Annotated in this window: 24 protein-coding genes and 1 other RNA gene; 17 read left to right on the top strand and 8 right to left on the bottom strand. The window is 66.5% G+C overall.

The features are described 5' to 3' along the window. The first annotated feature begins 7 nt into the window (after positions 1-7). The 3 genes from ACUJ46_RS10830 to aroC are packed head-to-tail and all read left to right on the top strand — an operon-like array spanning position 8 to position 2,796. A complete protein-coding gene (locus tag ACUJ46_RS10830; protein ID WP_445390503.1) occupies positions 8-835 on the top strand; it encodes a YihY/virulence factor BrkB family protein in 828 nt (275 codons plus the stop codon). 45 nt (positions 836-880) lie between these two features. Then, positions 881-1,684, top strand: coding sequence for an enoyl-ACP reductase FabI (gene fabI, locus ACUJ46_RS10825; RefSeq protein ID WP_445390502.1), 804 nt, complete (start codon positions 881-883; stop codon positions 1,682-1,684). Positions 1,685-1,719: 35 nt separating this feature from the next. Further along, complete coding sequence (gene aroC, locus ACUJ46_RS10820) at positions 1,720-2,796, top strand: chorismate synthase (protein WP_445390501.1); 1,077 nt, start codon at positions 1,720-1,722, stop codon at positions 2,794-2,796. Between the two features lie 103 nt (positions 2,797-2,899). Here the strand turns inward: aroC and ACUJ46_RS10815 are convergent, their stop codons facing one another. Next, a complete protein-coding gene (locus ACUJ46_RS10815) occupies positions 2,900-3,268 on the bottom strand; it encodes a DUF4870 family protein (protein WP_445390500.1) in 369 nt (122 codons plus the stop codon). Positions 3,269-3,339: 71 nt separating this feature from the next. Here ACUJ46_RS10815 and rnpB point away from each other — a divergent pair. Both rnpB and ndk read left to right on the top strand, forming a co-directional pair. Beyond that, an RNA gene (gene rnpB / locus ACUJ46_RS10810) (RNase P RNA component class A) lies at positions 3,340-3,731 on the top strand. A 120-nt stretch (positions 3,732-3,851) separates the two neighbouring features. Further along, positions 3,852-4,274: a nucleoside-diphosphate kinase gene (ndk, locus tag ACUJ46_RS10805; RefSeq protein ID WP_445390499.1), complete on the top strand. Its 423-nt coding sequence runs from the start codon at positions 3,852-3,854 to the stop codon at positions 4,272-4,274. 78 nt (positions 4,275-4,352) lie between these two features. Here ndk and ACUJ46_RS10800 read toward each other — a convergent pair whose 3' ends face one another. Next, positions 4,353-4,943 (bottom strand): HNH endonuclease, encoded by a 591-nt coding sequence (locus ACUJ46_RS10800; protein WP_445390498.1) that lies wholly within the window; start codon positions 4,941-4,943, stop codon positions 4,353-4,355. A gap of 175 nt (positions 4,944-5,118) precedes the next feature. Here ACUJ46_RS10800 and gluQRS point away from each other — a divergent pair, with 175 nt between their 5' ends. The 5 genes from gluQRS to ACUJ46_RS10775 are packed head-to-tail and all read left to right on the top strand — an operon-like array spanning position 5,119 to position 9,789. Continuing rightward, the gene (gene gluQRS / locus ACUJ46_RS10795) at positions 5,119-6,012 is read left to right on the top strand and encodes a tRNA glutamyl-Q(34) synthetase GluQRS (protein WP_445390497.1); all 894 of its coding nucleotides are present in this window, start codon (positions 5,119-5,121) and stop codon (positions 6,010-6,012) included. Between the two features lie 42 nt (positions 6,013-6,054). Then, positions 6,055-6,837, top strand: a complete 783-nt coding sequence (locus ACUJ46_RS10790; RefSeq protein ID WP_445390496.1) for a PEPxxWA-CTERM sorting domain-containing protein — start codon at positions 6,055-6,057, stop codon at positions 6,835-6,837. 58 nt (positions 6,838-6,895) lie between these two features. Further along, the gene (locus ACUJ46_RS10785) at positions 6,896-7,105 is read left to right on the top strand and encodes a twin transmembrane helix small protein (protein WP_445390495.1); all 210 of its coding nucleotides are present in this window, start codon (positions 6,896-6,898) and stop codon (positions 7,103-7,105) included. Positions 7,106-7,114: 9 nt separating this feature from the next. Beyond that, entirely contained in the window at positions 7,115-7,705 is a 591-nt protein-coding gene (locus ACUJ46_RS10780) for a cob(I)yrinic acid a,c-diamide adenosyltransferase (RefSeq protein ID WP_445390494.1), read from the top strand. A gap of 29 nt (positions 7,706-7,734) precedes the next feature. Beyond that, positions 7,735-9,789 (top strand): M13 family metallopeptidase, encoded by a 2,055-nt coding sequence (locus tag ACUJ46_RS10775; RefSeq protein WP_445390493.1) that lies wholly within the window; start codon positions 7,735-7,737, stop codon positions 9,787-9,789. Positions 9,790-9,796: 7 nt separating this feature from the next. Here the strand turns inward: ACUJ46_RS10775 and ACUJ46_RS10770 are convergent, their stop codons facing one another. From ACUJ46_RS10770 to ACUJ46_RS10760, 3 genes are read right to left on the bottom strand one after another with little or no spacing between them, the layout of a single operon-like run. Next, on the bottom strand, positions 9,797-11,092 hold the full coding sequence (locus ACUJ46_RS10770; protein ID WP_445390492.1) for an N-succinylarginine dihydrolase: 1,296 nt from the start codon (positions 11,090-11,092) through the stop codon (positions 9,797-9,799). Then, positions 11,092-12,501 (bottom strand): succinylglutamate-semialdehyde dehydrogenase, encoded by a 1,410-nt coding sequence (gene astD / locus ACUJ46_RS10765; protein ID WP_445390491.1) that lies wholly within the window; start codon positions 12,499-12,501, stop codon positions 11,092-11,094. Before astD ends, ACUJ46_RS10770 begins: the two co-directional genes overlap by 1 nt. A 1-nt stretch (position 12,502) precedes the next feature. Continuing rightward, the gene (locus ACUJ46_RS10760) at positions 12,503-13,525 is read right to left on the bottom strand and encodes an arginine N-succinyltransferase (protein WP_445390490.1); all 1,023 of its coding nucleotides are present in this window, start codon (positions 13,523-13,525) and stop codon (positions 12,503-12,505) included. 95 nt (positions 13,526-13,620) lie between these two features. On the opposite strand from ACUJ46_RS10760, the gene ACUJ46_RS10755 reads away from it, so the two are divergent. Further along, entirely contained in the window at positions 13,621-14,085 is a 465-nt protein-coding gene (locus ACUJ46_RS10755; RefSeq protein WP_445390489.1) for an Lrp/AsnC family transcriptional regulator, read from the top strand. Between the two features lie 28 nt (positions 14,086-14,113). On the opposite strand, the gene ACUJ46_RS10750 is transcribed toward ACUJ46_RS10755, so the two are convergent. Beyond that, on the bottom strand, positions 14,114-14,845 hold the full coding sequence (locus ACUJ46_RS10750; protein WP_445390488.1) for an SIMPL domain-containing protein: 732 nt from the start codon (positions 14,843-14,845) through the stop codon (positions 14,114-14,116). A 135-nt stretch (positions 14,846-14,980) separates the two neighbouring features. Then, positions 14,981-15,238, bottom strand: a complete 258-nt coding sequence (locus ACUJ46_RS10745; RefSeq protein WP_445390487.1) for a GlsB/YeaQ/YmgE family stress response membrane protein — start codon at positions 15,236-15,238, stop codon at positions 14,981-14,983. A gap of 316 nt (positions 15,239-15,554) precedes the next feature. Between ACUJ46_RS10745 and ACUJ46_RS10740 the strand changes: the two genes are divergently transcribed. The 5 genes from ACUJ46_RS10740 (at position 15,555) to ACUJ46_RS10720 (ending at position 22,831) form a co-directional block, all read left to right on the top strand. Next, positions 15,555-16,769: an efflux RND transporter periplasmic adaptor subunit gene (locus ACUJ46_RS10740; RefSeq protein ID WP_445390486.1), complete on the top strand. Its 1,215-nt coding sequence runs from the start codon at positions 15,555-15,557 to the stop codon at positions 16,767-16,769. Between the two features lie 4 nt (positions 16,770-16,773). Continuing rightward, on the top strand, positions 16,774-19,956 hold the full coding sequence (locus ACUJ46_RS10735; protein WP_445390485.1) for an efflux RND transporter permease subunit: 3,183 nt from the start codon (positions 16,774-16,776) through the stop codon (positions 19,954-19,956). Between the two features lie 55 nt (positions 19,957-20,011). Further along, complete coding sequence (locus ACUJ46_RS10730) at positions 20,012-21,199, top strand: DUF445 domain-containing protein (protein ID WP_445390484.1); 1,188 nt, start codon at positions 20,012-20,014, stop codon at positions 21,197-21,199. A gap of 150 nt (positions 21,200-21,349) precedes the next feature. Continuing rightward, positions 21,350-22,057 carry a cistern family PEP-CTERM protein gene (locus tag ACUJ46_RS10725; protein WP_445390483.1) on the top strand — a complete coding sequence of 236 codons (708 nt, stop codon included), beginning with the start codon at positions 21,350-21,352 and terminating at the stop codon, positions 22,055-22,057. 201 nt (positions 22,058-22,258) lie between these two features. Then, the gene (locus ACUJ46_RS10720) at positions 22,259-22,831 is read left to right on the top strand and encodes a PEPxxWA-CTERM sorting domain-containing protein (protein WP_445390482.1); all 573 of its coding nucleotides are present in this window, start codon (positions 22,259-22,261) and stop codon (positions 22,829-22,831) included. A 64-nt stretch (positions 22,832-22,895) separates the two neighbouring features. On the opposite strand, the gene ACUJ46_RS10715 is transcribed toward ACUJ46_RS10720, so the two are convergent. Beyond that, the gene (locus ACUJ46_RS10715; protein ID WP_445390481.1) at positions 22,896-23,666 is read right to left on the bottom strand and encodes an SDR family NAD(P)-dependent oxidoreductase; all 771 of its coding nucleotides are present in this window, start codon (positions 23,664-23,666) and stop codon (positions 22,896-22,898) included. Between the two features lie 81 nt (positions 23,667-23,747). Between ACUJ46_RS10715 and ACUJ46_RS10710 the strand changes: the two genes are divergently transcribed. Then, complete coding sequence (locus ACUJ46_RS10710) at positions 23,748-24,968, top strand: MFS transporter (RefSeq protein WP_445390480.1); 1,221 nt, start codon at positions 23,748-23,750, stop codon at positions 24,966-24,968. Positions 24,969-24,986 lie beyond the last annotated feature (18 nt).

Here is a 24,986-nt window from a genome sequence, read left to right as displayed (position 1 = left end):
GTGGAGGGTGCGCGCAGCGCGCGCCATGGCGCTGCCGCGAGCCGTCCTGTCCCGCGCGCTGTCCGATGGCCTGATCCATGCGGGCAATTTTGCCTATCTGTCGCTCGTCACGCTGTTGCCGCTCACCATCCTGCTCACGGCTGCTGCCGCCGCCTTCGGCCAGACGGAGGCGGGGCAGGCTGCGATTGCAGGGCTGCTGTATGCGCTGCCGCCACGAATCGCCGACGTCTTCGCCCCCGTGATCGACGATGTGGTCTCGGGGCGCACCGGCCGGCTGCTGTGGCTGGGCGGTCTGGTGGCTTTATGGACAGTCACCGGCATCATCGAGACCATGCGCGACATCATCCACCGCGCCTTCCGCACGCCGCCCGCGCGGCACGCGCTCACCTATCGCCTGCATTCCATCCTTGGCCTGATGGTGGCGATGCTGCTGGTTATGGCGGCCTTTCTCTCGCAGGTGGCGCTGGTCGTCGCCGTGCGCAGCATGAAATTGCTGCAGGCGCTCAGCCTCGAACTTCCCCCCTGGTTCGATCTCTCGCGCACCCTGCCGCCGGCGCTCGTCTTTCTTTCCCTGTGGGCGCTGATGAAGCTGCTGGCGCCTGCCGCCTTTCGCCGGGTGGCTGCATGGCCGGGCGCGCTCGTCACGACCCTGGTGTGGGCGGGCGGCACCTTTCTCATCGGGCCTGTCCTTGCCCGTTTCGATGGCATCAGCCTTACCTATGGCGCACTTTCGGGCGTGATGGTGGCGATGCTCTTCTTCTACGCGGTCGGTTTCGCGCTGGTCCTGGGGGCAGAGCTCAACGCGGCGCTGGCAAAGCGCGGGGCGCGCGCATAGAAGGGCGGCAATTCGCGGGAAGCGCACAGGATAAAGGAACTTCGAATGGCCGGACTGATGGCAGGCAAGCGCGGGCTTATCATGGGCGTGGCCAATGACCGTTCGCTGGCCTGGGGCATTGCCACGAAGCTTGCGGCCGAAGGCGCCGAGATTGCCTTCAGCTATCAGGGCGAATCACTGGAGAAGCGGGTTCGCCCGCTCGCCGAATCGCTGGGCGTTCCGCACCTGTTCGACTGCGACGTTGCCTCGGATGAAAGTATCGATGCCCTGTTCGAGGGGCTGGCGAAGATCTGGCCGACAATCGACTTCGTCGTTCACGCCATCGGCTTTTCCGACAAGAACGAACTGCGCGGCCGCTATGCCGAAACCAGCCGCGCGAACTTCGCCATGTCGATGGACATTTCCGTCTACAGCTTCACCGCCGTCGCCCGCCGGGCGGCCGCGATGATGCCCGATGGCGGCGCGATGCTGACTCTGACCTATTATGGCGCCGAAAAGGTGGTGCCCCATTACAATGTGATGGGCGTGGCGAAGGCGGCGCTGGAAGCCAGCGTCCGCTATCTCGCTGCGGATTATGGCCGCGACAACATCCGCGTGAACGCCATGTCCGCCGGCCCGGTCAAGACGCTGGCGGCCAGCGGAATCGGCGATTTCCGCTACATCCTGAAGTGGAACGAACTGAACGCCCCGCTGCGCCGCAACACAACGCTCGATGACGTCGGCGGCGCGGGCCTCTATCTCCTGTCGGATCTGTCCTCGGGCACCACCGGCGAAGTGCTGCACGTGGACAGCGGCTATCATGTGGTGGGCATGAAGGCCGAGGATGCGCCGGACATCGCGCTGGCCTGATTGCCATATGGCGCACCATGCGCCATTCCGCAGCCATGTCGCACAACAGCTTCGGTCACCTGTTCCGTTTCACCACCTGGGGGGAATCCCATGGGCCGGCGCTTGGCGCCGTTGTCGATGGCTGCCCGCCGGGCCTGTCCCTGTCGGAAGCGGATATCCAGCCTTTCCTCGACAGGCGCCGGCCCGGCACCAGCCGCTTCACCACCCAGCGGCAGGAGCCCGACCAGGTCGAGATCCTGTCCGGCGTGTTCGAGGGGCGCACGACGGGCACGCCGGTCAGCCTGATGATCCGCAACGTCGATCAGCGGTCCAAGGATTATTCCGAGGTGGCGGTGAAATACCGCCCCGGCCATGCCGACTATGCCTATGACGCCAAATATGGCTTCCGCGATCCGCGGGGCGGCGGGCGATCATCCGCCCGCGAGACGGCGGCACGGGTGGCGGCCGGCGCGGTTGCGCGCAAGGTGCTGGGCGAGGCCGTGACCATCCGGGGCTATCTGGTGGAGCTGGGCGGCGACGCGATCGACCGGGCCGCCTTCGATGCGGCCGAAATCGACCGCAACCCCTTCTTCTGCCCGGATGCCGGGGCCGCCGCCCGCTGGGCCACCATGCTGGATGCCGCCCGCAAGGCGGGCTCCTCGCTGGGGGCGGTGGTGGAAGTGGTGGCCGAAGGCGTGCCGCCGGGCTGGGGCGCGCCGGTCTACATGAAGCTCGACAGCCAGCTCGGCGCCGCGATGATGAGCATCAACGCCGTGAAGGGCGTGGAAATCGGCGACGGTTTCGCCGCTGCACGCCTGCGTGGCGAGGATAACGCCGATCCGATGCGCCCCGGCCCCGATGGCCGGCCTGTGTTTCTGGCCAACCATGCCGGCGGCACGGCGGGCGGCATCAGCACCGGCCAGCCGCTGGTGGTGCGCATGGCCCTGAAGCCGACGAGCAGCATCCTGACCCCGGTGGAGACGGTGACGCGCACCGGAGAGGCCGCCGAAGTGGTGACGAAGGGCCGGCATGACCCCTGCGTCGGAATCCGCGCCGCTCCCGTGGCCGAGGCGATGATGGCGCTGGTGCTGGCGGATGCGATGCTGATGCACCGCGGCCAGACAGGCCGCTAGACGAAGACCGGCCAGACGGGCCGCCAGACGAAGCCCGGACAGACAGGCCGCCAGACGAAGACCGGCCAGACGGGGCGCTGGGAATCTGTAGGGCGGGGCTGGCTCAGAAGAGCCAGCTCTCCACATTCTGCAGCGGCTCTTCCCGCTGGGCGGCCAGCAGGCTCTTCACCGCGCGCACCGCGAACCATATGGCAATGAGCGGAAAGACGATGAAGGCCGCAAGCCCCAGGGTTATGCCGGTGATGATCGCGGCGATGATCGTCCAGACGATGCCGATCCAGAAGGTGCGGATGTGGTAGCGGTAATGGCTGTCCTCCCAGCCGGGGTGCGCCTCCCCCTTCCAGACATAGGCAAGGATGACCCCCACGAGCGCCGTGATGCCCGCCAGGAAGGAGCCGAGATAGAGCAGGCTCAGGATGGTCGGGCGGTTCATCTGGAAATCGTTTGTCCGCGTTGCGGGATCATTGGCCATCGTTGCCCTCCTGTTTTTTGATCGGGGCCAAGCTTGACCTTTCCGACCCGCGTTGACAAGTGAAGTGGGTGCCAGATGCCTGGGCGGCCGCGGGGTGGAAACAGCTCGAGGAAAGTCCGGGCTCCAGGGATCGACGGTGGCGGGTAACGCCCGCCGGGGGCAACCCCAGGGACAGTGCAACAGAAAGCAGACCGCCGCACGGGCCACCTTCGGGGGGCTTGCGGCAAGGTCGAAAGGGTGCGGCAAGAGCGCACCGCGCCCCTGGCAACAGGGGTGGCATGGTAAACCCCACCGGGAGCAAGACCGAATAGGCGCGCCGCGTCCGGAGCGATCCGGGCAGGCCTGATCCGGCCGGAGCGTGCGGGTTGGTTGCTTGAGGTGCGTGGCGACATGCACCCCAGAGGAATGGTCGCCCAGGGGGGAAACCCCCGGACAGAACCCGGCTTACAGGGCGTCTGGCACCCTTTTTTCCGCCGTCCGGCCCGCGCGCCCTGCCGGCGGGGCAGGCTTCGTGATGGCTTGTGCGGTGCAGCAGTTGCGGCTAAGCGCGCGCCACTTTCCAGAATAGCACAGGATACCCCCAATGGCCGTGACACGCACCTTTTCCATCATCAAGCCCGACGCCACCCGCCGCAACCTGACCGGCAAGGTCACCGCCATGCTGGAAGAGGCCGGCCTGCGCGTCGTCGCCTCCAGGCGCATCCGCATGACGAAGGAACAGGCCGAAGGCTTCTATGCCGTCCACAAGGAGCGCCCTTTCTTCAACGATCTCGTCGCCTTCATGACATCCGGCCCGGTCGTGGTGCAGGTGCTGGAAGGGGAGGATGCCGTCGCCCTCAACCGCCGCGTGATGGGCGCCACCAACCCCGAGAATGCCGAGCCGGGCACCATCCGCCGCGAACTGGCCGAAAGCATCGAGGCCAATTCGGTGCATGGCTCCGACAGCGCGGAAAATGCCGCGATCGAGATCGCCTTCTTCTTCAAGCCGGAAGACATCGTCGGCTGAAGACCTGGCATGGCAGGGACTGCGGGCGGCATGGTGCCGTCCGTCAGTCTGCCACAGCGGGCGGCCTGACGCCGCCCGTCAGGCCTCCAGTTCGCTGTCCCAGTAGAGATAGTCCCGCCAGGTTTCATGGCAGTGGTGGGGCGGGAAGCCGCGGCCGTTTTCCTGCAGCTGGTGGCTGGTGGGCTGGAATGGCCGCTGCCGTGGCAGCATGCCCGCTTCAGCCGGCGTGCGCCCGCCCTTGCGCAGGTTGCAGGGCGCACAGGCCGTTGTCACGTTGGTCCAGGTGGTGCGCCCGCCATAGGTGCGCGGCACCACATGATCGAAGGTGAGTTCCTCGCGCGCGCCGCAATATTGGCAGCTGAAGCGGTCGCGCAGGAAGAGGTTGAAGCGGGTGAAGGCCGGGGTTTGCGACGGCTTCACATATTGCCTGAGCGCGACGACCGAGGGCAGCCGCATGGTGAAGCCCGGGCTGCGGATTTCCCGCTCATATTCGGCCACCACATTCACCCGTTCGAGGAAGGCGGCCTTGATGGCGTCCTGCCAGCTCCAGAGCGATAGCGGATAATAGCTCAGCGGGGTGTAGTCGGCATTCAGCACCAGCGCCGGGCAAGCCTGCGGCGACGCCCATTGCCGGGCCTGGCGTTCGTCCAGAAGATCGGGGTGATACATCGGCGCCGCTCCTCAAGGTTCGGGAGCAGGGTGGTTCGTGCCGGCCCTATCGCACTTCGGGCAGCCGCATGTCCACGCCTGCACCAGTTCCGCCAGCCCCTATACCAGAGGCTGTATGTCGATGGTATGACAGCACCAGATATTGGGAAAATCAAGCCGGAGTCTCTGGCCCCACATGCCGCATCCACAACTTATCACGCGCTTCGCCCCTTCGCCTACGGGCTTGCTGCACCTTGGCCATGCCTGGTCGGCGGTTCTGGCGCATGATCTCGCACGCGCGGGCGGGGGCCGTTTCCTGCTGCGCATCGAGGATATCGACACCGGGCGGTGCCGCCCCGGGTTCACGCAGGCCCTCATCGAGGATCTGCGCTGGCTGGGCCTCGGATTCGACGCCCCGCCGCTCCTGCAGTCGACCCGCCGGGAGGCGCATGCAGCGGCGCTGGCGCGGCTGGCGGGCATGGGCCTGACCTATCCCTGCTTCTGCACGCGCGCCGATATCGCCCAGGCCTCCAGCGCCCCGCATGGCATGCCGCCTGTCTATCCCGGCACCTGCAGGGCGCTGCCGGCGGAGGAGGCCGGGCGCCGCATGCAACGGGAACCGCATGCCATGCGTCTGGATGTGGAAAAGGCGCTGGCCCTTTCCGGTGCGCTTTCCTGGCAGGATGCCCTGGCGGGTGGGGTCGAGGCCGATCCGGCGGCGGGTGGCGACATCGTGCTGGCCCGCCGCGACATCGGGGTCGGCTACATGCTGGCCGCCGTGGTGGATGATGGCTTCCAGGGCATCTCCCGGATCGTTCGCGGCCGCGACCTGTTCGAGGCGACCCATGTGCAGCGCCTGCTGCAGCATCTGCTCGGTCTCGAGCCACCGCAATATCTGCATCACGCCCTGCTTCTGGCCGAAGATGGCCGACGGCTCGCCAAGCGTGACAAGGCCGAAACGCTGGCATCCCTCAGGGCCGGCGGCATGGACGGAAAGGCGCTTGCCGACAGGCTGCGCGCCGAGCCGCCTGAAGGCCCGGACAGGCACTTGCCAAAGCCCGAAGTCCATGCGAGCAACATGCATGTGTAAGGCGTAAATCCTGCCTGTTCTCAAAGATTAACGGGGGTTTCCATGATCAGGGGTTCTGCGCTCGCTCTGGCGGGTGCTTTCTGTCTGGCTGCTGCGCCTGCGGCAGCGGCCAGCTGGCTTGTTCTCGGCTCTGCCATCGCTGTCCAGACGCCTTCCAACCCGGGTGGCGTGCCTGTGCTGCAGGGCGTGCCGTTCCACCAGCAGTTCATGAGCTTCGCCTTCACCATCGATGACAGCGTTGCCGGCATCGATGTCGCCTCGCCGGGCGGCGTTGGCGAGGCCCGCCTTTATCCCTATGCCGTCACCAGCTTCGCCCTGTCGGTCGGCCCGTGGACGATCATGCAGACGCCGGCCGCGCGCGGCGCGCTCTTTGCCATCAACGATGGCGCGGCGGGTTCGGGTGGGCGGATCGACCAGCTGATCTATTCCGAAACCACGGCCTTCGTGCCCGACTTTCAGCCCGCCTTCATGACCGATGCGCCGCTGCCGGCTGATGCGTTCGTCTCCGGCTTTGTCTTCGGCCGCTCGACCGTTGTTCAGGGTGGTGCGCCGACGCTGCTCGGTTCGGCGGCCATTCCGCCGCTCGACCAGCTGTGGATCAACGGGCCGACCTTCCTGTCCTTCGATGTCAGGGCCGGCATGCCGGCCAGCCAGCAGGCCCTCAATGCCCTGCCGCTCGCCCGATTCGGGGCCTCGCAGCTGCAGTTCGGCGTCTTCCGTCTGGACGCCCCCGCCGTGCCCGAGCCGGCGACATGGGCGATGATGATCGCCGGTTTCGGGCTGGTGGGCGCCAGCCTCAGGCGGCGGCGCATGGCCGCAGCCTGAGGCCCCGCCGGGCATTTTTGCGGTGCATTCCAGCGTTCATGCGCCTACATGTGGGCGCATGAACGCTCTTCTCATCGCCCTTATCGTCCTGGCGGCGCTGGCGACGGCCTATGTGCTGATCCGCGGCATCATCACCATGGCGAGCGGCAAGGACATCACCGGCGCGCAGTCGAACAAGTTCATGTCGCTTCGCGTCACCTTCCAGATGATCACCATCCTGCTGGTCATCATCCTGCTGATCCTGGGCGGCCGCGGGCTGGCGAGCTAGGCACGGCCCATGGTGAAGCTGAACCGCATCTACACCCGCACGGGCGACGATGGCACGACGGGCCTTGCCGATGGCTCCCGCCTGCGCAAGGATTCCGCCCGCGTGGCCGCCTATGGCACGGTGGACGAAGCCAATTCCGCCCTTGGCGTGGCGATGCTGCACGCCGGCGATGACGCCGCGCCCATGCTTCTGAGGATCCAGAACGACCTTTTCGATGTCGGTGCGGATCTGGCGACGCCGGGCGATGATTTCCTGCCCGGCGGCACCATGCCGGAATGGGAGCCGCTGCGGATCGTGCCCAGCCAGGTCCGGCGGCTGGAAGCGGAAATCGACGCGATGAACGCCGTGCTGGAGCCGCTCAACAGCTTCATCCTACCGGGCGGCTCGGCACTGGCGGCGCATCTGCATGTGGCGCGCACCATCGTGCGCAGGGCCGAACGCGATGCCGTGACGGCGGCTGCCGAAACCCCGGTGAACCCGCTGGCGATTCACTATCTCAACCGGCTGTCCGATCATCTGTTCGTGATGGCCCGCTTCGTGAACCGCCCGGGCGCGGGCGGAAGCGGCGATGTGCTTTGGGTGCCCGCCGGCAATCGCTGACCCGAAGATCGACAAGGAAAGACAAGACGATGAAAGCGCTTCCCCTTGCCGCCCTTCTTCTGGCGGCCGCAGCGCCCCTCGCTTTTGCCCAGGCCGCCCGGGCCGCTGGCCCGGAAGCGCCGGCCGCACCCGCAGGGCCGGTCATCGGCGCCTGGGGTTTCGATGTTGACGGCATGGATCCCGCTGTCAGGCCCGGCGATGATTTCTACGCCCATGCAAGCGGCGCCTGGGACCGGGCGAACCCCATCCCCGAGGATCGCGCCCAGTTCGGCATGTTCCACCATCTGCGCGATCTCAGCCAGACGCGCACGCGCGCCATTCTCGATGATCTGGCCGCCAGCGAGAGCCTGACCGGCCCGGCCCGCAAGGCGGGCGACTATTATGCCAGCTATCGCGACGAAGCCCGCATCGAGGCGCTGGGCCTTGCGCCGCTGAAGCCCCGGCTGGACGCCATCGCCGCAATCGCGACGCGCGCCCAGCTTGCTTCGGCCCTTGGCGAAGCCAATGCCCTGCGCTCGGCCATACCGCTGCGCGTCGGCATCGGGCAGGATCTGAAGGATCCGTCGAAGATGGTGGCGTCCGTTTACCAGTCGGGCCTGGGCATGCCCAACCGGGATTATTATCTCGAGGAGAAGTTCGCCGAAACCGCTGCCGCCTATGAGGCCCATGTCGCCCGCATGCTGGCGCTGGCCGGCTATGATGCGCCGGCCGAGCGTGCGGCGCGGGTGATCGGACTGGAGCGCGCGATCGCACAGGCGCACTGGAGCCCGGTGGAGACACGGCAGGCCGATCGGCGGCACAATCCGGTGGCTGTCGCCGACCTTGCGGCCCGCTATCCCGGCGTCGACTGGTCGAGCTTCCTGTCGGCCGCCGGGCTTTCCGGCCAGACGGAGATCAACATCGGCCAGCCTTCGGCCATCGCCGGCACGGCGAAGCTGGTGGAAGGGCATGCGCTGGAGGCCTGGCGCGACTATCTCGCCTATCATGCGCTGCGTGCCGCCGCAGACGTGCTGCCGAAGTCCTTCCAGGACGAGGCCTTCGCCTTCCACGGCACAAGGCTGAACGGCACGCCGAAGATCGAGGAGCGCTGGAAGCGCGCGGTGGATGCCACCTCCTCGGCGCTGGGCGAGGCCGTGGGCGAAGTCTATGTCGCCCGCCATTTCCCGCCCGAGGCCAAGGCGCAGATGGATGCGCTGGTGCGCAACATCCTTGCCGTGATGGACGACCGGCTCGCCAACCTCGCCTGGATGGACAAGGCCACGCGCGAGAAGGCGCGGGCGAAGCTTGCCCGCTTCACGCCGAAGATCGGCTATCCAGAAGTCTGGCGGGACTATTCCGACCTGACCGTCGTGCGTGGCGATGCGCTCGGCAATCTGGAGCGCGCCGCGCGGTTCGATCATGCCCGCAACCTCGCCAAGCTCGGCAAGCCGATCGACCGGCGCGAATGGTTCATGACTCCGATGACCGTGAACGCCTATGCCAATTTCGGCTGGAACGAGATCGTCTTCCCGGCGGCCATCCTGCAGGCGCCCTTCTTCGACCCGAAGGCCGATCCAGCCGTGAACTATGGCGGCATCGGTGCGGTGATCGGGCACGAGATCCTGCACCATTTCGATGACCAGGGCCGCAAGTTCGACCCCGACGGCAAGCTCGCCGACTGGTGGTCGCCTGCCGATGTCGAGCGGTTCGGCAAGCTCGCCGACAAGGTCGTTGCCCAATATGGCGCCTATGAGCCGCTTCCGGGCAAGCCGGTCAACGGGCGGCTGGCGCTTGGCGAGAATATCGCCGACCTCGCCGGCCTGTCGATCGCGCACGAGGCCTGGCAGCGCTCGCTCGGTGGCAAGCCGGCGCCGGACATCGACGGCAAGAGCGGCGACCAGCGCTTCTTCCTCGGCTTTGCGCAAATCTGGCGATCAAAATATCGCGAAAGCGCGCTGGAGCGGCAACTGGCTGTCGGCCCGCATACGCCCAGCCATTTCCGGGCCCGTGTCGTGCGCAACCATGATGCCTGGTACAAGGCATTCGACGTGAAGCCCGGCGACGCCCTCTACCTGCCCGAGGACGAGCGAATCCGCATCTGGTAGGCCGCGTTCAGCCGGGCAGCCCCAGTTCTTCCGGCGCAATGCCAAGCTGCGCCAGAAGGGCGGCATGGGCATCTGCCGTATCGGCCCAGAACTGCGGGACGGACAGGTCTGACGGGGCGATCCTTTCGGGCCAGTAGCGTTCGACCAGCCGCTCCAGCCTGTCGAGCCGCGCGTCATCCAGCAGGAAGCGCGGGTCGATGGCGGCGTGCGCCTCTTCCGGCAGGGCGACCCGCAGCCTGAGGCAGGCCGGGCCGCCGCCATTGCGCATGGATTCCCGCAGGTCGAGCACATGGATCTGGCCGATGGGGTTGCCCGGATCGGCGACGACCCGGTCCAGCCAGCCACTGACGCTGGGGGTTTCCCGCGCTTCTGCCGGCAGGATCAGGGCCATGCCTTCGCCAAGGCTGACGAGAGCCGCATTGAAGACATAGGATGCGATGGCATCGGCCAGCGGAACCTCGGCCTCGGGCGCTTCCACCAGTGTGAAGCCCGGAACGCGCGCCGCCAGCGCCTCCAGCGTTTCCGTCCGGTTTTCGAAGGCTGCCTCATGGGCAAAGAGGACCGTTTCGTTGGCGACGGCCACGACATCATTGTGGAAGGCGCCCGCTTCGATGGCGCGCGCGGCCTGCGCCGTGAACAGCGCCATATCCACCCCATGTTTGCGCGCCACGGCCTGCGAGGCGCGCGGATGCTGCCTGGCGGGGAAGCGGCCGCCCCGGTTCTCGCCATGCACAAAGACTTCGAGGCCCGGCGCCTCATGCCCGGAACAAAGCCGCATGTGGTTGGCAGCCCCTTCATCCCCGAAGGCGGGCGGAACCGGCCCGTGCACTGCAAAGAAGCGCCTGTCGGCGAAGGCAAGGCGAAGCTGGGCGAGTGTTTCGGGCCATTCCTGCGCCCGGTGCGCCATGGTGGCGAGGTTCGCGACGGTCAGGTGCGTGCGCCCATCGGCGGTATCGGCAGCCGGGCTCACGGTTGCGGCATTGGCTGTCCACATGGCGCTGGCCGAGCAGGCCGCCGCCAGCAGCGGCGCATCCTCGCGCGCTGCGGCTGCGGCCACTTCCGCATCAATGCCGCCAAAGCCCATGGCGCGCAGCAGGCCCGTATTGGGGCGGCGATGGGGCAGAAGCAGGCCCTGCGGCACCCCCAGCGAAACCAGAAGGCGCATCTTCGCCAGCCCCTGAAGCGCTGCCTTGCGTGGCGCGCTTTCCTGCCCGGCATTGCTGGTGGCCGCGAGATTGCCGAGGCTCAGCCCGGCATAATTGTGGGTCGGGCCGACAAGGCCGTCGAGGTTCAGTTCCGGCATCAGCGAAGCCCTTGCGACAGGGTGAGGGCGGGGTGTTCGGCTTCCACCGAGGCGACGGGCCAGGCGCAGTAATCGGCCGCATACCAGGCCGATGGCCGATGATTGCCAGACCGGCCGACACCGCCGAACGGCGCATTGGAGGCGGCGCCATTGGTCGGGCGGTTCCAGTTGACGACGCCCGCCCGGCTTTCCGCCCAGAAGCGGTCGTAAAGCGCCCGGTCGCCGCCGACGAGGGCGGCGGACAGCCCGAAGCGGGTAGCGTTGGCGGCCGCCATGGCCGCCGGGAAATCCTTTACCCGAACCAGTTGCAGCAGCGGGCCGAACAGTTCGTCGTCCGGCGTCGACAGGCCGGTCACGTCGATGAGACCGGGGGTGAGGAAGGGGAGGCCTTCGTGCAGGCGCAACATCGGCCTCAGCGTCTTGCCGCCCAGCGCGGCGGCGCGGGCGATCAGGGCATCGGCCGTGCCATTGTCGATCACCGGGCCCATGAAGGGCTGCGGGTCGGCGAAGGGCTGGTCGATCCGCAACCGGTCCATGAGGGCAAGGATGGCGTCGAGCAGCGGCTCGTGTGCGTCATCTTCCAGGATCAGCCGCCGCGCGCAGGTGCAGCGCTGGCCCGCCGACAGAAAGGCCGACTGCACCACGATGGCCGCCGCCGCCTCGATGTCCCCGGCCTGGAGATCCCAGATGACGAGCGGGTTGTTGCCCCCCATCTCGAGGGCAAGGATCCGGCCCGGCCTGTCGGCGAACTGGCGGGCCAGCGCTTCGCCCGTGGGGGCCGAGCCGGTGAAGAGCAGTCCGTCCGTGTCGGCGGCAGCCAGCGCCCGCCCTGTTTCCGCCCCGCCCTGAAGGACCGTCAGCAGGCCATCGGGAAGCCCGGCCCTTGCCCACAGCGCTGCCATGTGCGCGCCGGTCGCCGGGGTCTTTTCGGATGGCTTGAACTGGATGGCGTTGCCCGCGATCAGGGCCGGCACGATATGGCCATTGGGCAGGTGGGCCGGGAAATTATAGGGGCCAAGCACCGCCAGCACGCCATGGGGCTTGTGCCGCAGTGCCTGTGTTGCGCCATGCGGGTCCGCCTTGAAGGGGGCGCTGCGGCTGCCTGTCCGCTCCGCATGGGCGGCGATGGAAATGTCCACCTTGCCCATCACGCTCGAGACTTCGGTGCGCGCTTCCCAATGGGGTTTGCCCGTTTCCTCGGCGATCAGCCGGGCGAGGCCTTCGGCATCCGCTTCCACCGCCGCGCGATAGGCGCGCACGATGGCGATTCGATCCTCGATCGGGGCGAGTGCCCAGTCGCGCTGGGCGGCGCGCGCCTTTTCCAGCGCGCTGGCGACATCTCCGGCGCTTGCTGCGGGGCCTTCCCACAACAGGCTGCCGTCATGCGGGCGAATGCTCCGGATGCTCATGTCAGGCTGGGGCATGAAGAAGCGCCTCTCCGGAATGGAAGGGGCCGCCGGGTGGCAGCATTATGCCGTCGGGCGATTCCCGCACCGGCAGAAGGGCAGCGCGAAAGCCCTGCAGCGCGCCGCCGGCCACGAGCTGGCGGGAAACGCCCGGAAGTGCCTCTTCGCCCGCCATCCGGGCAGGCCGGGCCTCGCGGATGGCGCGCAGCTCTTCCATGCGGCAATCCATGGTCGGCCCTCCGTCAAAGATGTCCACATAGCCGTTGCAGGCGAAGCCCTCGGCTTCCAGCATCGCCCGCGCGCCGCGGCCATCGTCATGCGGCTGGCCGATGCACGCCTGCGTTTCCGGTGGCAGCAGCGCCACATAGACCGGGTATTTCGGCATCAGGTCGGCGATGAACTGGTTGCCGTGGATGGAATTGAAGGTGTCTGCTTCCTGGAAGCTCATGCCGAAGAACTTGCCGGCCAGTCCGTCCCAGAAGGGGGCGCTGCCGTCCGGCCGGATCCGGCCCCGCAATTCCGCAAGCACGCGGCTGGAAAAGCGCTGGCGGTGGTTCGCGATGAACATGTAGCGGCTGCGCGCCAGAAGCCGGCCCAGCCCGCCGGTGCGCAGATCGGGGTGCAGGAACAGGCCGCCCACTTCGCTGGCGCCGTCATGGTCGTTCACCAGATGCAGGACGCCGGTGCGAAAGGTGCGCTCCAGCTCGCGCGAGCGCATCGAAAGGGTGGAGATCTTGTAGGAATAGAAGGGCCAGCGCACGCCCACGCGGGAAAAGATGCAGGCCGTGCCGCCGATGCGCCCCGTCGGCCGGTGCTCCAGCACCAGCATGTAGAGTTCGTCGTCGGGCGCGTCGATGCGGGCGGCAAGGCTCCTGTCTGACCAGTCGAGCCGCGCCGCGAGGGCCTCGCGGTCATTCGGGAGGTTGGTGAAGCCGCCGCCTGTCAGGGCCGCAAGGGCGGCCAGCGCGTCGAGATCCTGCCGCGAGGCGGGGCGGACATGCCATTGGGAGAGATCGATTTCGGCCATGGGGCCATCTTGCCGCACATCAGGGCGCGGGGGTAACGATAGTCTGCGCCTGAAACCGCAGATTCTGCGGCAGGCGAGGGAGTTGGCGAAAGATCATGACGGACAGCCCCGACCGCATCGACCGCCGCATCCTGGATGTGCTGCAGCAGGATGGGCGAATCACCAATGCCGCCCTGGCGGACAGGGTGGCGCTGTCGCCATCGGCCTGTCTCGCCCGGGTCAGGCGGCTGGAAAGCCTCGGCATCATCACGGGCTATGGCGCGCGCATCGCGGTGGAGAAGCTGCGCCCGGCCCTCATCATCTATGGGGAGGTGACGCTGAAACGCCACCTCCCCGAGGATTTCCGCAGTGTCGAAGCCCTGTTCGAGGCCGATCCGCGCGTGCTGGAGGCCGCTGAAATCTCGGGCAAGAGCGACTATCATGTGAAGGTGCTGGTCTCGGACATGGCCGAGTGGCGGGCGCTAACAGCCGAATGGACATCGGGGCCATGGCAGATCGAGCGGGTGAGTTCCTCGGTGGCGATGCATCGCACCAAGGCCTTTTCAGGCTACCCGCTCTGACCGCGCCCGCCTGTATGCGCGCCCGCCTCTATTCCAGTTCGAACTGCATCGAGACGGTAACGGCCATCTGCACCTCGCCCGGCTCGACCGGGCTGTCGGCGCGCGACTCCATCGCCATGGCCACACGCGGCATCGGCATCGGCTGGTCGCTGGTCACGCCCTCGCGGATGGACAGGATGCGCTTCACCTTCATGCCGGCAGCCCTGGCGTAGAGGTCGGCGCGCGCGCGGGCCAGCGCCACGGCATCAGTCCTGGCCTTGTCGAGCAGCGGATCGGGCTTTTCGACCCGGAACTGCGGGCCGTGGATGCTGTTGGCGCCTTCCGCGACAAGCGCATCGATCACGCGGCCGGCGTTCTTCAGATCGCGCAAGGTCACGCGCACCTGGTTCGATGCCTGGAAACCGGTCAGGATCGGCTCCCTGTCCTTTTCGTAGCGGAACTGCGGCTGCAGCGAGAGGCTTGAGGTCTGTATGTCGCGATCGGCGACACCGGCTTTCCTGAGGGCCGCGACCACGCGGTTCATGCGCGTGGAATTGGCGGCAAGGGCTGCTGCGGCATCGGTCGCCTGCGTGACGACTCCGGCGCCGATTTCGGCGATGTCGGGTGCTGCCCGCACATCGGCGGTCGCCGAAATGTCGAGCGTCGTGGCTTCACGGGTGCCCGGACCTGTCGCCAGGCCTGCCGTCTGTGCCGCGACCTGGGCGCTGGTGCTTGCGGCAGCCATGGCGGCGAGCAGTGCGACGATATGTCTTTTCTTCATGCCGTCTCCTGGGCTTCGGGTGGGTTGGCCCCTGGGCGGGGCTTTGCGCTCTTCTGCATTTCTGGCGGCATGCACATGTCTGCCGGATGAAGCATCCGGGCAGGCGGCATGCCGTGATGTCCCGGTCCGGGCGCTTCAGGACGCGCGGCCTTGCAGCTTGCGGTAGAGCCAGAGCAGCAGCACCGCGCCGACAGTCGCCAGCAGCAGGTTCCAGAGGGAGCCGCCAGTACCCAGGCCGATGAGATTGGCCAGGAATCCGCCAACGACCCCGCCTGCGATGCCGATGAGGATGGTGACGATCATCCCGCCCGGATCACGCCCCGGCATGACCCACTTTGCGAGCGCGCCAGCGATCAGGCCGATGATGATCCAGCCGAAAAATCCATAGTCCATGCCGGTCTCCCCTGCGTTGCTGCCTGCCTGCCAGCCTGTCTGGCAGGCTGATCGATATTTCCCTTGGAAAGCCTAGCATGAAAGCCGGCGCATCCGGCAGCGGAAAAGGGCAGGGGCCTTGCCTTTCAGTCTTTTGTCATGGCCGACGCCCTTTGTGGCATGGCTTGTTAAGCCTGGCTTTATTTCACGCACGACAAGGTGTATGGGCCATCGCGCAGGCGCCTGTCTTTGAGGGGAGCGGGCCGGCTGTAGCGGGCATGGCTGCGCCAACGCGCAGGCGGGCCCGAGCAACATTAAGGTTATTGACGGCATGAACATGCAACTTTCCCCTCGTGATCCGGAAATCCGCGCCCATCTCGAATCCGGCGGGACGGACCCGGAGGTCGCGCGCAAGGCGCGCCGGCGCCTGATTCTCACCATCGCCGCCATCCTGATCGGCCTTGCCCTTTTCGTGTGGTTCCTTGTCGAGCGCGCGACGGCTCCCAAGCCGACCGCGCCGCCCTCCGGCCCGCCGGCGGTAACCGTGATGGTGCCCGGCACGAGCGATGTCGCGGACCGTGTGGCCGCCGTGGGCAGCATTTCCGCCCGGCGTGACATGCCCGTGGGGGTCGTTGGCGAGGGCGGCATGGTATCCGCCATCCGGGCCGAGGCCGGGCAATATGTCGCCCGTGGCCAGGTTCTGGCCGAGCTGGACAGCGGTGTGCAGCGCGCGCAGCTTGCGCAGCTGGAAGCGGGCCTGGTGCAGGCCGGTGCCGATGCCCGCCTTGCCCAGGCCGAGCTCGATCGCGCCCAGGCGCTCGTTGCGCGCGGCTTCATCTCCAGGGCGGATATCGACCGCCGCACCGCCACCCGCGATTCCGCGCGTGCCCGTGTCGATGTCGCGCGGGCGCAGGTCCAGGAAATGCGCGAACGAATCCTCCGCCTTTCCATCCGCGCCCCCGAAGCCGGTCTCGTGATCCAGCGCAATGTCGAACCGGGGCAGGTCGTCTCGCCGGCGTCGGGCGCCTTGTTCCGCGTCGCTGCCGGCGGTCAGATGGAAGTGCGCGCCCAGATCGCCGAGCAGGACATGCCCCGGCTTCAGGTCGGGCAGGAGGTGATTGTCACGCCGGTCGGCTCCGCCAGCAGCTATGCCGGGCGGATCTGGCTTCTGGAGCCGGTGATCGACCCGCAGAGCCGCCAGGGCGTCGCACGCATTGCGCTGCCTGCCGCCGAAACCATCCGGGCCGGGGGTTTCGCCAATGTCGTGGTCGAAGGCGGACGGACGGCGCGCCCGGTCGTGCCGCAATCCGCCATCCAGACGGACAAGGGCAAGAGTTTCGTGCTTGTTGCCGGCACCGATGGCGTGGTTGCGCGGCGCGATGTGCGCATCGCCAGCGTGTCGGCTTCCGGTGTCGCCATTGCCGATGGGCTTTCTGGCGATGAGCAGGTCGTCGTTTCAGCAGGCGCCTTCCTGCGGCCGGGCGAGAAGGTGACGCCCGTTTTGCAGGCGGACGCCGCGGCTGCCCGGGGGATGTCCGGAAAGGCGGGCTGAGGTCATGGATCTTCGCAACATATCCAGCTGGTCGATCCGGAACCCCATACCGCCGATCATGCTGTTCCTGCTGCTGACGGCGGCCGGGCTTCTCAGCTTCTTCCAGATGAAGATCACCCAGATGCCCGACATTTCGGCGCCTCTGGTGCAGGTGATGATTTCCCAGCCGGGCGGCGCGCCCACCGAGATCGAGACCCAGATCACCCAGAAGATCGAGGGCGCGGTTGCCGGCCTTGGCAATGTGAAGAACATCTCGTCGGTGGTGCAGGAAGGGTCCAGCTCCACCTCGATCGAATTCCACCTCGGCACGCCTGTCGACCGGGCGGTGAACGATGTTCGCGACGCCGTCACCAAGGTGCGCTCCAACCTGCCCGAAGGCATATTGGAACCGCAGGTGAGCCGGATCGACATCGAAGGCGGCGCCATCGCCTATGTTGCCGTGAAATCGACGGCGATGACGCTCGAGGAGCTGAGCTGGTTCGTCGACAATACGGTGACGAAAAGGCTCGTGTCCGGCCCGGGCGTCGCGCAGGTCATGCGCGGCGGCGGTGTCTCGCGGGAGATTCGTGTCGATCTCGATCCCGCGCGGCTGCAGGCCTATGGCATCACTGCGGCCCAGGTGAACGCGCAGCTGCGGCAGCTCAACATCGACGCGCCGGGCGGCCGGACCGACATTTCCGGCGCCGAGCAGGCTGTCCGCGTGCTCGGCGGCGCGCGCACGGCCCTCGAGCTTGGCGAGACACGGATTTCCATCAGCGGCAGCCGCGAAGTGCGCCTGTCCGACATCGCCCATGTGCACGATGGCGCATCCGAGCAGCGCTCGATCGCGCGGCTCGATGGCCGGCAGGTCACCAGCTTCGGCCTGTTCAAGGCCAAGGGCGCATCGGATGTCGCCGTCTATGAGCGGATGAACGAGGAACTGGAGAAGCTGGAATCGGAATATCCCGGCGTCGAGTTTGTCGAGCTCTACACCTCGGTCGAATATACCAAGGGCGAATACAACAGCGCGCTGACCGCCATGTGGGAAGGCGCGCTTCTGGCCGTTCTCGTCGTCTTCCTGTTCCTGCGCGACTGGCGCGCGACGGTCATCGCGGCGCTCGCCATTCCGCTTTCCGCAGTTCCTGCCTTCTGGTTCATGGATCTCATGGGCTTCACGCTCAACACGATCAGCCTGCTGGCGCTGTCGCTTGTCGCCGGGATCCTCGTGGATGACGCGATCGTCGAAATCGAGAACATCGTCCGCCACATGCGCATGGGCAAGTCGCCCTTCCAGGCCGCGATCGACGCCGCCGACGAAATCGGCCTCGCCGTTGTCGCCACCACCTTCTCGATCATCGCCGTCTTCCTGCCGGTCAGCTTCATGTCGGGCATCAGTGGCCAGTATTTCCGCCAGTTCGGCCTGACCGTATCCATCGCGGTGTTCATGTCGTTGCTGGTTGCGCGGATGCTCACCCCGCTGATGGCGGCCTATTTCCTGAAGGCGCATGGCGAGGAGCCGCATGGCGAGAACCGCATCATGCATGCCTATTTGCGTTTCCTGCGCTGGACGGTGCACCAGGATCGTCACCAGCCAGCCCCGGGGCTGTTCGCGAAGATCCGCAACAAGGTGGTCGAGCGGTGGCGGCCGCTGATGATGATGGGCGCGGCCGCACTGTCCTTCGTGCTGACCATCTTCCTGTTCGCGCAGATGCCGCAGACCTTCCAGCCCGATGCCGATTTCGGCACCTCGATCGTGCAGCTCGAATTGCCGCCCGGCTCGCGGCTCGAAGATACCGAACGCGCCGTCGATGCGGTCAGTGCGCTGCTCCGCAAGCAGGATGAAGTCGCCTCCGTCTATGAGGAAATCGGCGATGGCGGCGAAGTGCGCCGGGGAACGCTGTTCGTGGAGCTGGTGGATCGCGAGGAGCGCGCGGCCAGCACCAAGGAATTCGAGCGCCGCATGGCGCCGCAGCTTGCCGCCATTCCTGATGCGCGCCTCAATTTCCAGAACATGTCGGGCGGCGGGCAAAGCCGCGACATCGTGGTGATGCTCGCCTCGGATGATCCGGAGCTGCTGGACGCGACGTCGGCGAAGGTCGAGCGCGAGATGCAGGCCCTGTCCGTCATCCGCGACGCGCGAATCGACGGCGATCTTCAGCGGCCTGAAATCCTCATCAAGCCGAAGTTCGACATGGCCGCCCAGCTTGGCGTTTCCACCTCGGTGCTGTCGCAGACGATCCGAATCGCGACGCTTGGCGACATCGAGCAGAACATGGCGAAATTCTCGCTGAGCGACCGCCAGGTGCCCATCCGCGTGAGCCTGACGGATACCGCCCGCGCCGATGCCGACGCGCTTGCGAACCTGCCGGTGCCGACGGCTTCCGGCGGGACAGTGCCGCTCAAGGTGGTTGCCGATGTGAGCTTCGGCAACGGCCCCAGCAAGATTCGCCGCTACAACCAGACCCGCCGCACCATGCTCGTCGCCGATCTCAACGGCGTCGAATATTCGGTGGCGACGGAAGCCATCAACAAGCTGCCCTCCATGGCAAATCTGCCGACAGGGGTCAGGCAGGTGAAGTTCGGCCAGGCCGAGGCGATGGAGGAACTGGTGACGAACTTCGTCGTCGCCATCGTCTCGGGGATCATGCTCGTCTTCGCGGTGCTGGTGCTGCTCTACAAGCGGGTGCTGCCGCCCTTCGTGAACATGGGCTCGCTGCTTCTCGCCCCGCTGGGGGCGGCCATCGCCCTCATTCTCACCGGGCATTCCATCTCCATGCCGGTCTATATCGGCATATTGATGCTGCTGGGGATCGTCGCGAAGAACTCCATCCTTCTGGTCGATTTCGCCATCGAGGAAATGCGCCATGGCGTCGACCGCGAGACGGCGATCGTCGATGCCGGGCACAAGCGGGCGCAGCCCATCCTGATGACGACTGTCGCCATGACGGCGGGCATGCTGCCCGTGGCCCTTGGCCTGCATGGCGATTCAAGCTTCCGGGCGCCGATGGCGATCGCAGTGATCGGCGGGCTCCTGCTGTCCACCTTGCTCACGCTCGTGATCGTGCCTGCGGGCTTCACCCTTGCCGATGACGTGGAAAAGCATCTCGGCCCCTGGCTGAAGCGGGTGTTCACCACTGGCGGAAACGATGGCCCGCAAACGGCCGCGCCGCCACTGCCAGACAAGGCGGGGCCGCAAGCTGCGGAGTGACCCGACACCCGGGGGGCCGGACGAGCGTCTGGCCCGCGGCCTTCGGCTGCGACGGATGGCGACGGGCCTGCTCATCCTCATGGGGCTTCTGTTCCTGGGGGCGACCTGGGCGACAGTGCACATCCACCCGGCGTTCGTCTGGCTTCAGGCCTTTGCCGAGGCGGCGCTTGTGGGTGGCCTCGCCGACTGGTTCGCGGTGACGGCGCTGTTCCGCCACCCCATGGGCCTGCCGATCCCGCACACGGCGATCATCCCGCGATCGAAAGACCGCATCGGCGAGACACTGGCCGGCTTCCTGAAGGACAATTTCCTCACGCCGCGCAATGTTGCCCGAAGGCTGGATGATTTCGATGCCGCGGCCATGCTGGCGGCGATGCTGGAGCGGCCGGCAAGCGGCGGTCGTGTCCGCCGGGGGCTGATGCGGCTGGGCGAGCAGCTTGCCGAAACGCCTGCCGCCGCGGCGATCTTCCGGCGACTGCAGGAAGGGACGCTCACACGGCTGCGCGATCTCGATGTTTCACCGCTTCTGGGGCGGATGCTGGAAGCCGCCATTGCCGATGGCCGGCATCGCCCCATGATCGACGAGCTGATCCTGTGGGCCGGGCGTACGCTGGACAGCCAGGAAGGCCTGATCCGCGCCATGGTGGAAGAGCGTACCGCCTGGGTGCTGCGGCTGGTGAATGTGGATGAACGCATCGCCGACGAACTGGTAGGCGGCCTGCGCGGGCTTCTGGCCGACCTTGCCGCCGATCCGCGCCACCCCGTGCGCGAAAAGGCCGACAAGGCGCTCGCCAACCTCGCCTTCGATCTGCAGCACATGCCCGAGACACAGGCGAAGGTGGAGCGCGTGAAGCGCGACCTTATGGCAAGCCCGGCCCTGGCCGACTGGCTGGAAGGCCTGATGGCTCGGCTGAAGGACGGGATGAAGGGGCTGGGGCAGGGCGCCTTTGCCCGCGACATCGCGCTCGCCATGGCCACGACGCTGCGCGAGGATCCTGCGCTGCCGGCTGCGGTCAACCAACTGGCGCGCCGGGCGATCGTGGGAACGGTTGCCGACCATGGCGACCGCATCGTTGGTCTCGTGTCCGAAACGGTGAAGGGCTGGGATGCCGGGACCATCAGCGAGAAGCTGGAAAACGCCGTCCTGCGCGATCTGCAATATATCCGGCTGAACGGAACGCTGATCGGCGGCAGCATCGGCCTCTTGCTGCACGCCGTTCTGGTGCTTGCGGGCGCCGCCTGAGGAACAGCGCGCGCGCCCGGCGATTATCGCCGTTCAGGCAGTTTGAGCGCAAGCATGCGCAACATTTTGCGGTATTGATATAATTTGCCATGTCTGTTACATAGGCTGCCGGTCACGGAAATATCCGGGCCGGAACAAGAATGAACGAACATGGTCGCACAGTATATCCTGCCCACTTTGGCGCTGCCGGCACTCATCGCCCTGTCACTCAACAGTGCGCCTGCCCATGCTGTAACTTTCCTCGAATTCGGCCCTGAAATCGGGGCGCGCGGCATGATGCAGTTCCAGGGCCTCAGCGGCGAGACGGGGCTCGAAAGTCTCGCGGCATCCGTCACCTTCACCCTGGTTGACCGCACCGAGGACAGTTTTACCTTTGCCTATGAGGCAAAGAATCTTGCTGGTGGCGAATTCACGAGCGCCCGGCTTTTCGGCTTCGGTTTCAACCTGAGCGACAAGCCCAAGGACATCACGGCAGACGGACTTTATGGCCGCGTCGGTTCCGGCAATTTGCCGGGCGCCGGAAAACTCGATGTCTGCCTGATGGCTGGCGGATCGGGCAAGGCCTGTGCGCCCAGCGGCAGCGGCGGCCTCGGAATTGGCTCGCTGCCGGCCGAAGGCTCCTTCACCCTCAGCTACAAGAACCCCATGGAAAGCGTGCTGATCAGCAACGGCTCTGCGCGCTGGAACGATCTTTCCGCACCGGATGCCGGCATGGATGACGAGGATGGGACTGCGGTTGCAGCCTTCATCCCGCTTGACCCGATGCCCGAGCCGGGAAGCTGGGCGATGCTGATTGCCGGTTTCGGCATGGTTGGCGCCGCGCTCCGACGACAAAGGCCGGGGGCACGGATGGCATAGCCGCCCAGCCCACCATCATTTCCGGCCATGCCAGCCGTGCATGACAGATGTCATGCGCGGTTACCTGTCGTTAACTACTTATAGATTCTGTTTATGTCATCCTTCGTGCTAAGAAGGAAATGCTTCCTCCTGTTTCGCATACAGGGTGCGCTGGGAGGGGGCGTTTCGGGCCTTCGGGCCGTTTGAACAGGGTTGGATGCCATGAACATGTATTTGCGTGCGGGCCTTGGGGCTCTTGCGCTGGCTGCTTTCGCAGCACCGGCGACTGCTGCCGTTTCGATCGACACGACGGCCTGCGTTTCGGTTTCGGATGAAGCTGGCTGCCGTTTCACCGGCAACATCGCGCCCAATACGGTGCAGGAGACGCAGGATACGTACAATGATTTCATGCCCGCATTCCCGGATGCGCCGATCACGCTGAACTATCTCGGCCAGTCGGATGAAGGCTTCGGCATCCTGACTGGGGATGGAACCACCTCGGGCAGCTGGGAAACGCCGGGCTATCTCGTGGATTTCCTTGCCGTCAAGGCCGGCAATGGCTTCGTGCTCTACAAGCTTGCCGAAGCCGCCAGCAGCGGCAGCTGGAACACGTTCGACCTGCCTGCCAACAAGGCCGGCAACTATCCGGGGCTTTCACACCTCACCTTCTTCGGTTCCGAAGGCGGCGTTCCGGGCGTGCCCGAGCCGGCCACCTGGGCGATGCTGATTGCCGGTTTCGGCATGGTGGGCGCCTCGCTGCGTCGCCGTTCGCGGCTTTCCAGCGTTACGGCCTGAACCACGGAACCAGCGAAACGGGAAGGGGGCGCCTCGGCGCCCCCTTTTCATTTCCGGCCTACCCTCAGTTGATGGTTGCCCCGCCGTCGATCACCATGGCCTGGCCAGTGGTGAAGGCGCCCGCCCGGCTGGCAAGGAAGACGGCCATGCCGGCGATCTCGTCCGGCTCGCCGATGCGCTTCAGGCTGCTGCCGGCGGTTGCCTGCTTCAGGATATCGGGGTTTTCCCACAGCGCGCGGGCGAAATCGGTGCGAACGAGGCCGGGGCAGATGCAGTTCACCCGCACGCCTTCGGGCCCATATTCGGCGGACAGGTTGCGCGCGAGCTGCATGTCGGCTGCCTTGGAGATGTTGTAGGCGCCGATCACGGTGGAGGCCTTCAGCCCGCCGATCGAGCTGATGATGGTGATGGAGCCATCCTTGCGGGCCAGCATCTGCGGCGCCAGCATCTGGATGAGCCAGTGGTTCGACACCACATTGTTCATCAGAATCTTCACGAACTGCTCGTCTGCAAGGCCGGACATGGGGCCGAAATAGGGGTTGGTGGCGGCGTTGCACACAAGGGCCGTCACCTTGCCGTAGCGCTTGAGCGCGTAATCGGCGAGCGCCTGAAGCTCCTCCTTCGAGCTGATGTTGGCGGCCTTTGCCGTGGCTGCCGCCCGCCCGACCGCGGCGTTGATTTCGGCGGCCGCTGCCTCGCAGGCATCCTGCTTGCGGCTTGAAATCACCACATCGGCTCCATGCGCCGCCATATGATGGGCAATGGCCTTGCCGATTCCACGGGATGATCCGGTGATGACGGCCACCTGGCCGGTCATGTCGAACAGATTGCTCATATGTTTCCCTCTCCCTTCCTGATTGTCGTGCAGTGATGGCCTGCTTGCGCCTTTCCGGCAATGATGGTTGAGAAGGCATCGATGACGCCACAAGACCAGCGCGCCGATGCGCCCCCGCCCACAGCCATCAACGCGCATGCCCTGAAGGCGATGCTGGCGTCCTGCCTCTTCTATGCGGCCTTCGGCGGCCTGATCCAGTGGTTCCCCATCTGGCTCATCAACGAGCGGGGCTTCACGGGCGAGCAGCTCGGGCTGGTCATTTCCATTGCGGGGATCGGGCGAATCGTCGCCGGGCCGCTCACCAGCGCCTGGGCGGATGGCCAGGCGGACAGGCGCGCCCCCATCCGCCTTCTGGCCGCCATCACCCTCCTGGCGCTGGGTGGCATGTGGGTGGCTGAGGGCTTCGGCGTCAGCTTCTTCCTGGCCTTTGTGGCGGAGGTCACTTTCTGGGCGCTCATCGCCTTCCTCGAAGCGGCGCTGCTGCGTCTGGCGCGGCCCGGCCGGTTCCCGAGCTATGGCGTCGCGCGGGGGCTTGCCTCTTTGTCCTTCGTTGTCGGCAACATCGCCGTCGGCATGCTGGTGGACTGGGGCGGCAACGCCACCATCTGGTGGTGGCTGGTGCTGACGACATTGGGCCTGCTGGCGGCCAGCTACACCATGGCGGCCGAACCCGTGGTGCGCACGTCGCAGCCGCCCTTCGCGCAGCGGCTGGCGCAGGGCTTCGCCATGGTGAAGCGGCCGGAATTCGCGCTGCTGATGTTCGCCTGCGGCATGATCCAGGCGGGCCACCAATATTATTACATCTTCGGCACCCAGCTCTGGATTGCGGAGCTGGGGGTTTCCGGCACCACAGCCGGATGGCTCTTTGCATTCGGCGTCATCATCGAGGCCGGTTTCCTGATGTTCGTCGCCCCCCGGATCGAGCATGTGCGCCCCGCGACGCTGATCCTTCTGGGCGGGATCGGGGCGCTCGTGCGCTGGAGCCTGATGGCGAGTTCGCCGACGCTGGCCATGCTGTGGCCGCTGCAGGCGCTGCACGCCATGAGCTTTGCCTGCACCTTCCTGGGCGCGATGCGCGGCATCTACCTTCTGTGGGGGGATGATCGCACGCCGACAGCCCAGATGATGTTCATGGCGCTGGCGACGGCACCGGCCCAGGCGCTTTCCAGCTGGATCGGCGGGCGCGTGTTCGACACCGGCGTCGGCAGCCAGGGCTATGTCTCGATGGTGGGGGTGGTCGCCATCGGCACGCTGCTGGCCTTCTGGCTGTGGCGGCGCCCTTTGGCGCCCGTACCCACCTGATGGCGCGCGGTTGAGAAT

Source organism: Sandaracinobacteroides sp. A072 (assembly GCF_052616365.1).
The sequence above is the reverse complement of the archived record's forward strand: the minus strand, read 5'-3'. Positions and strand labels throughout refer to the sequence as shown.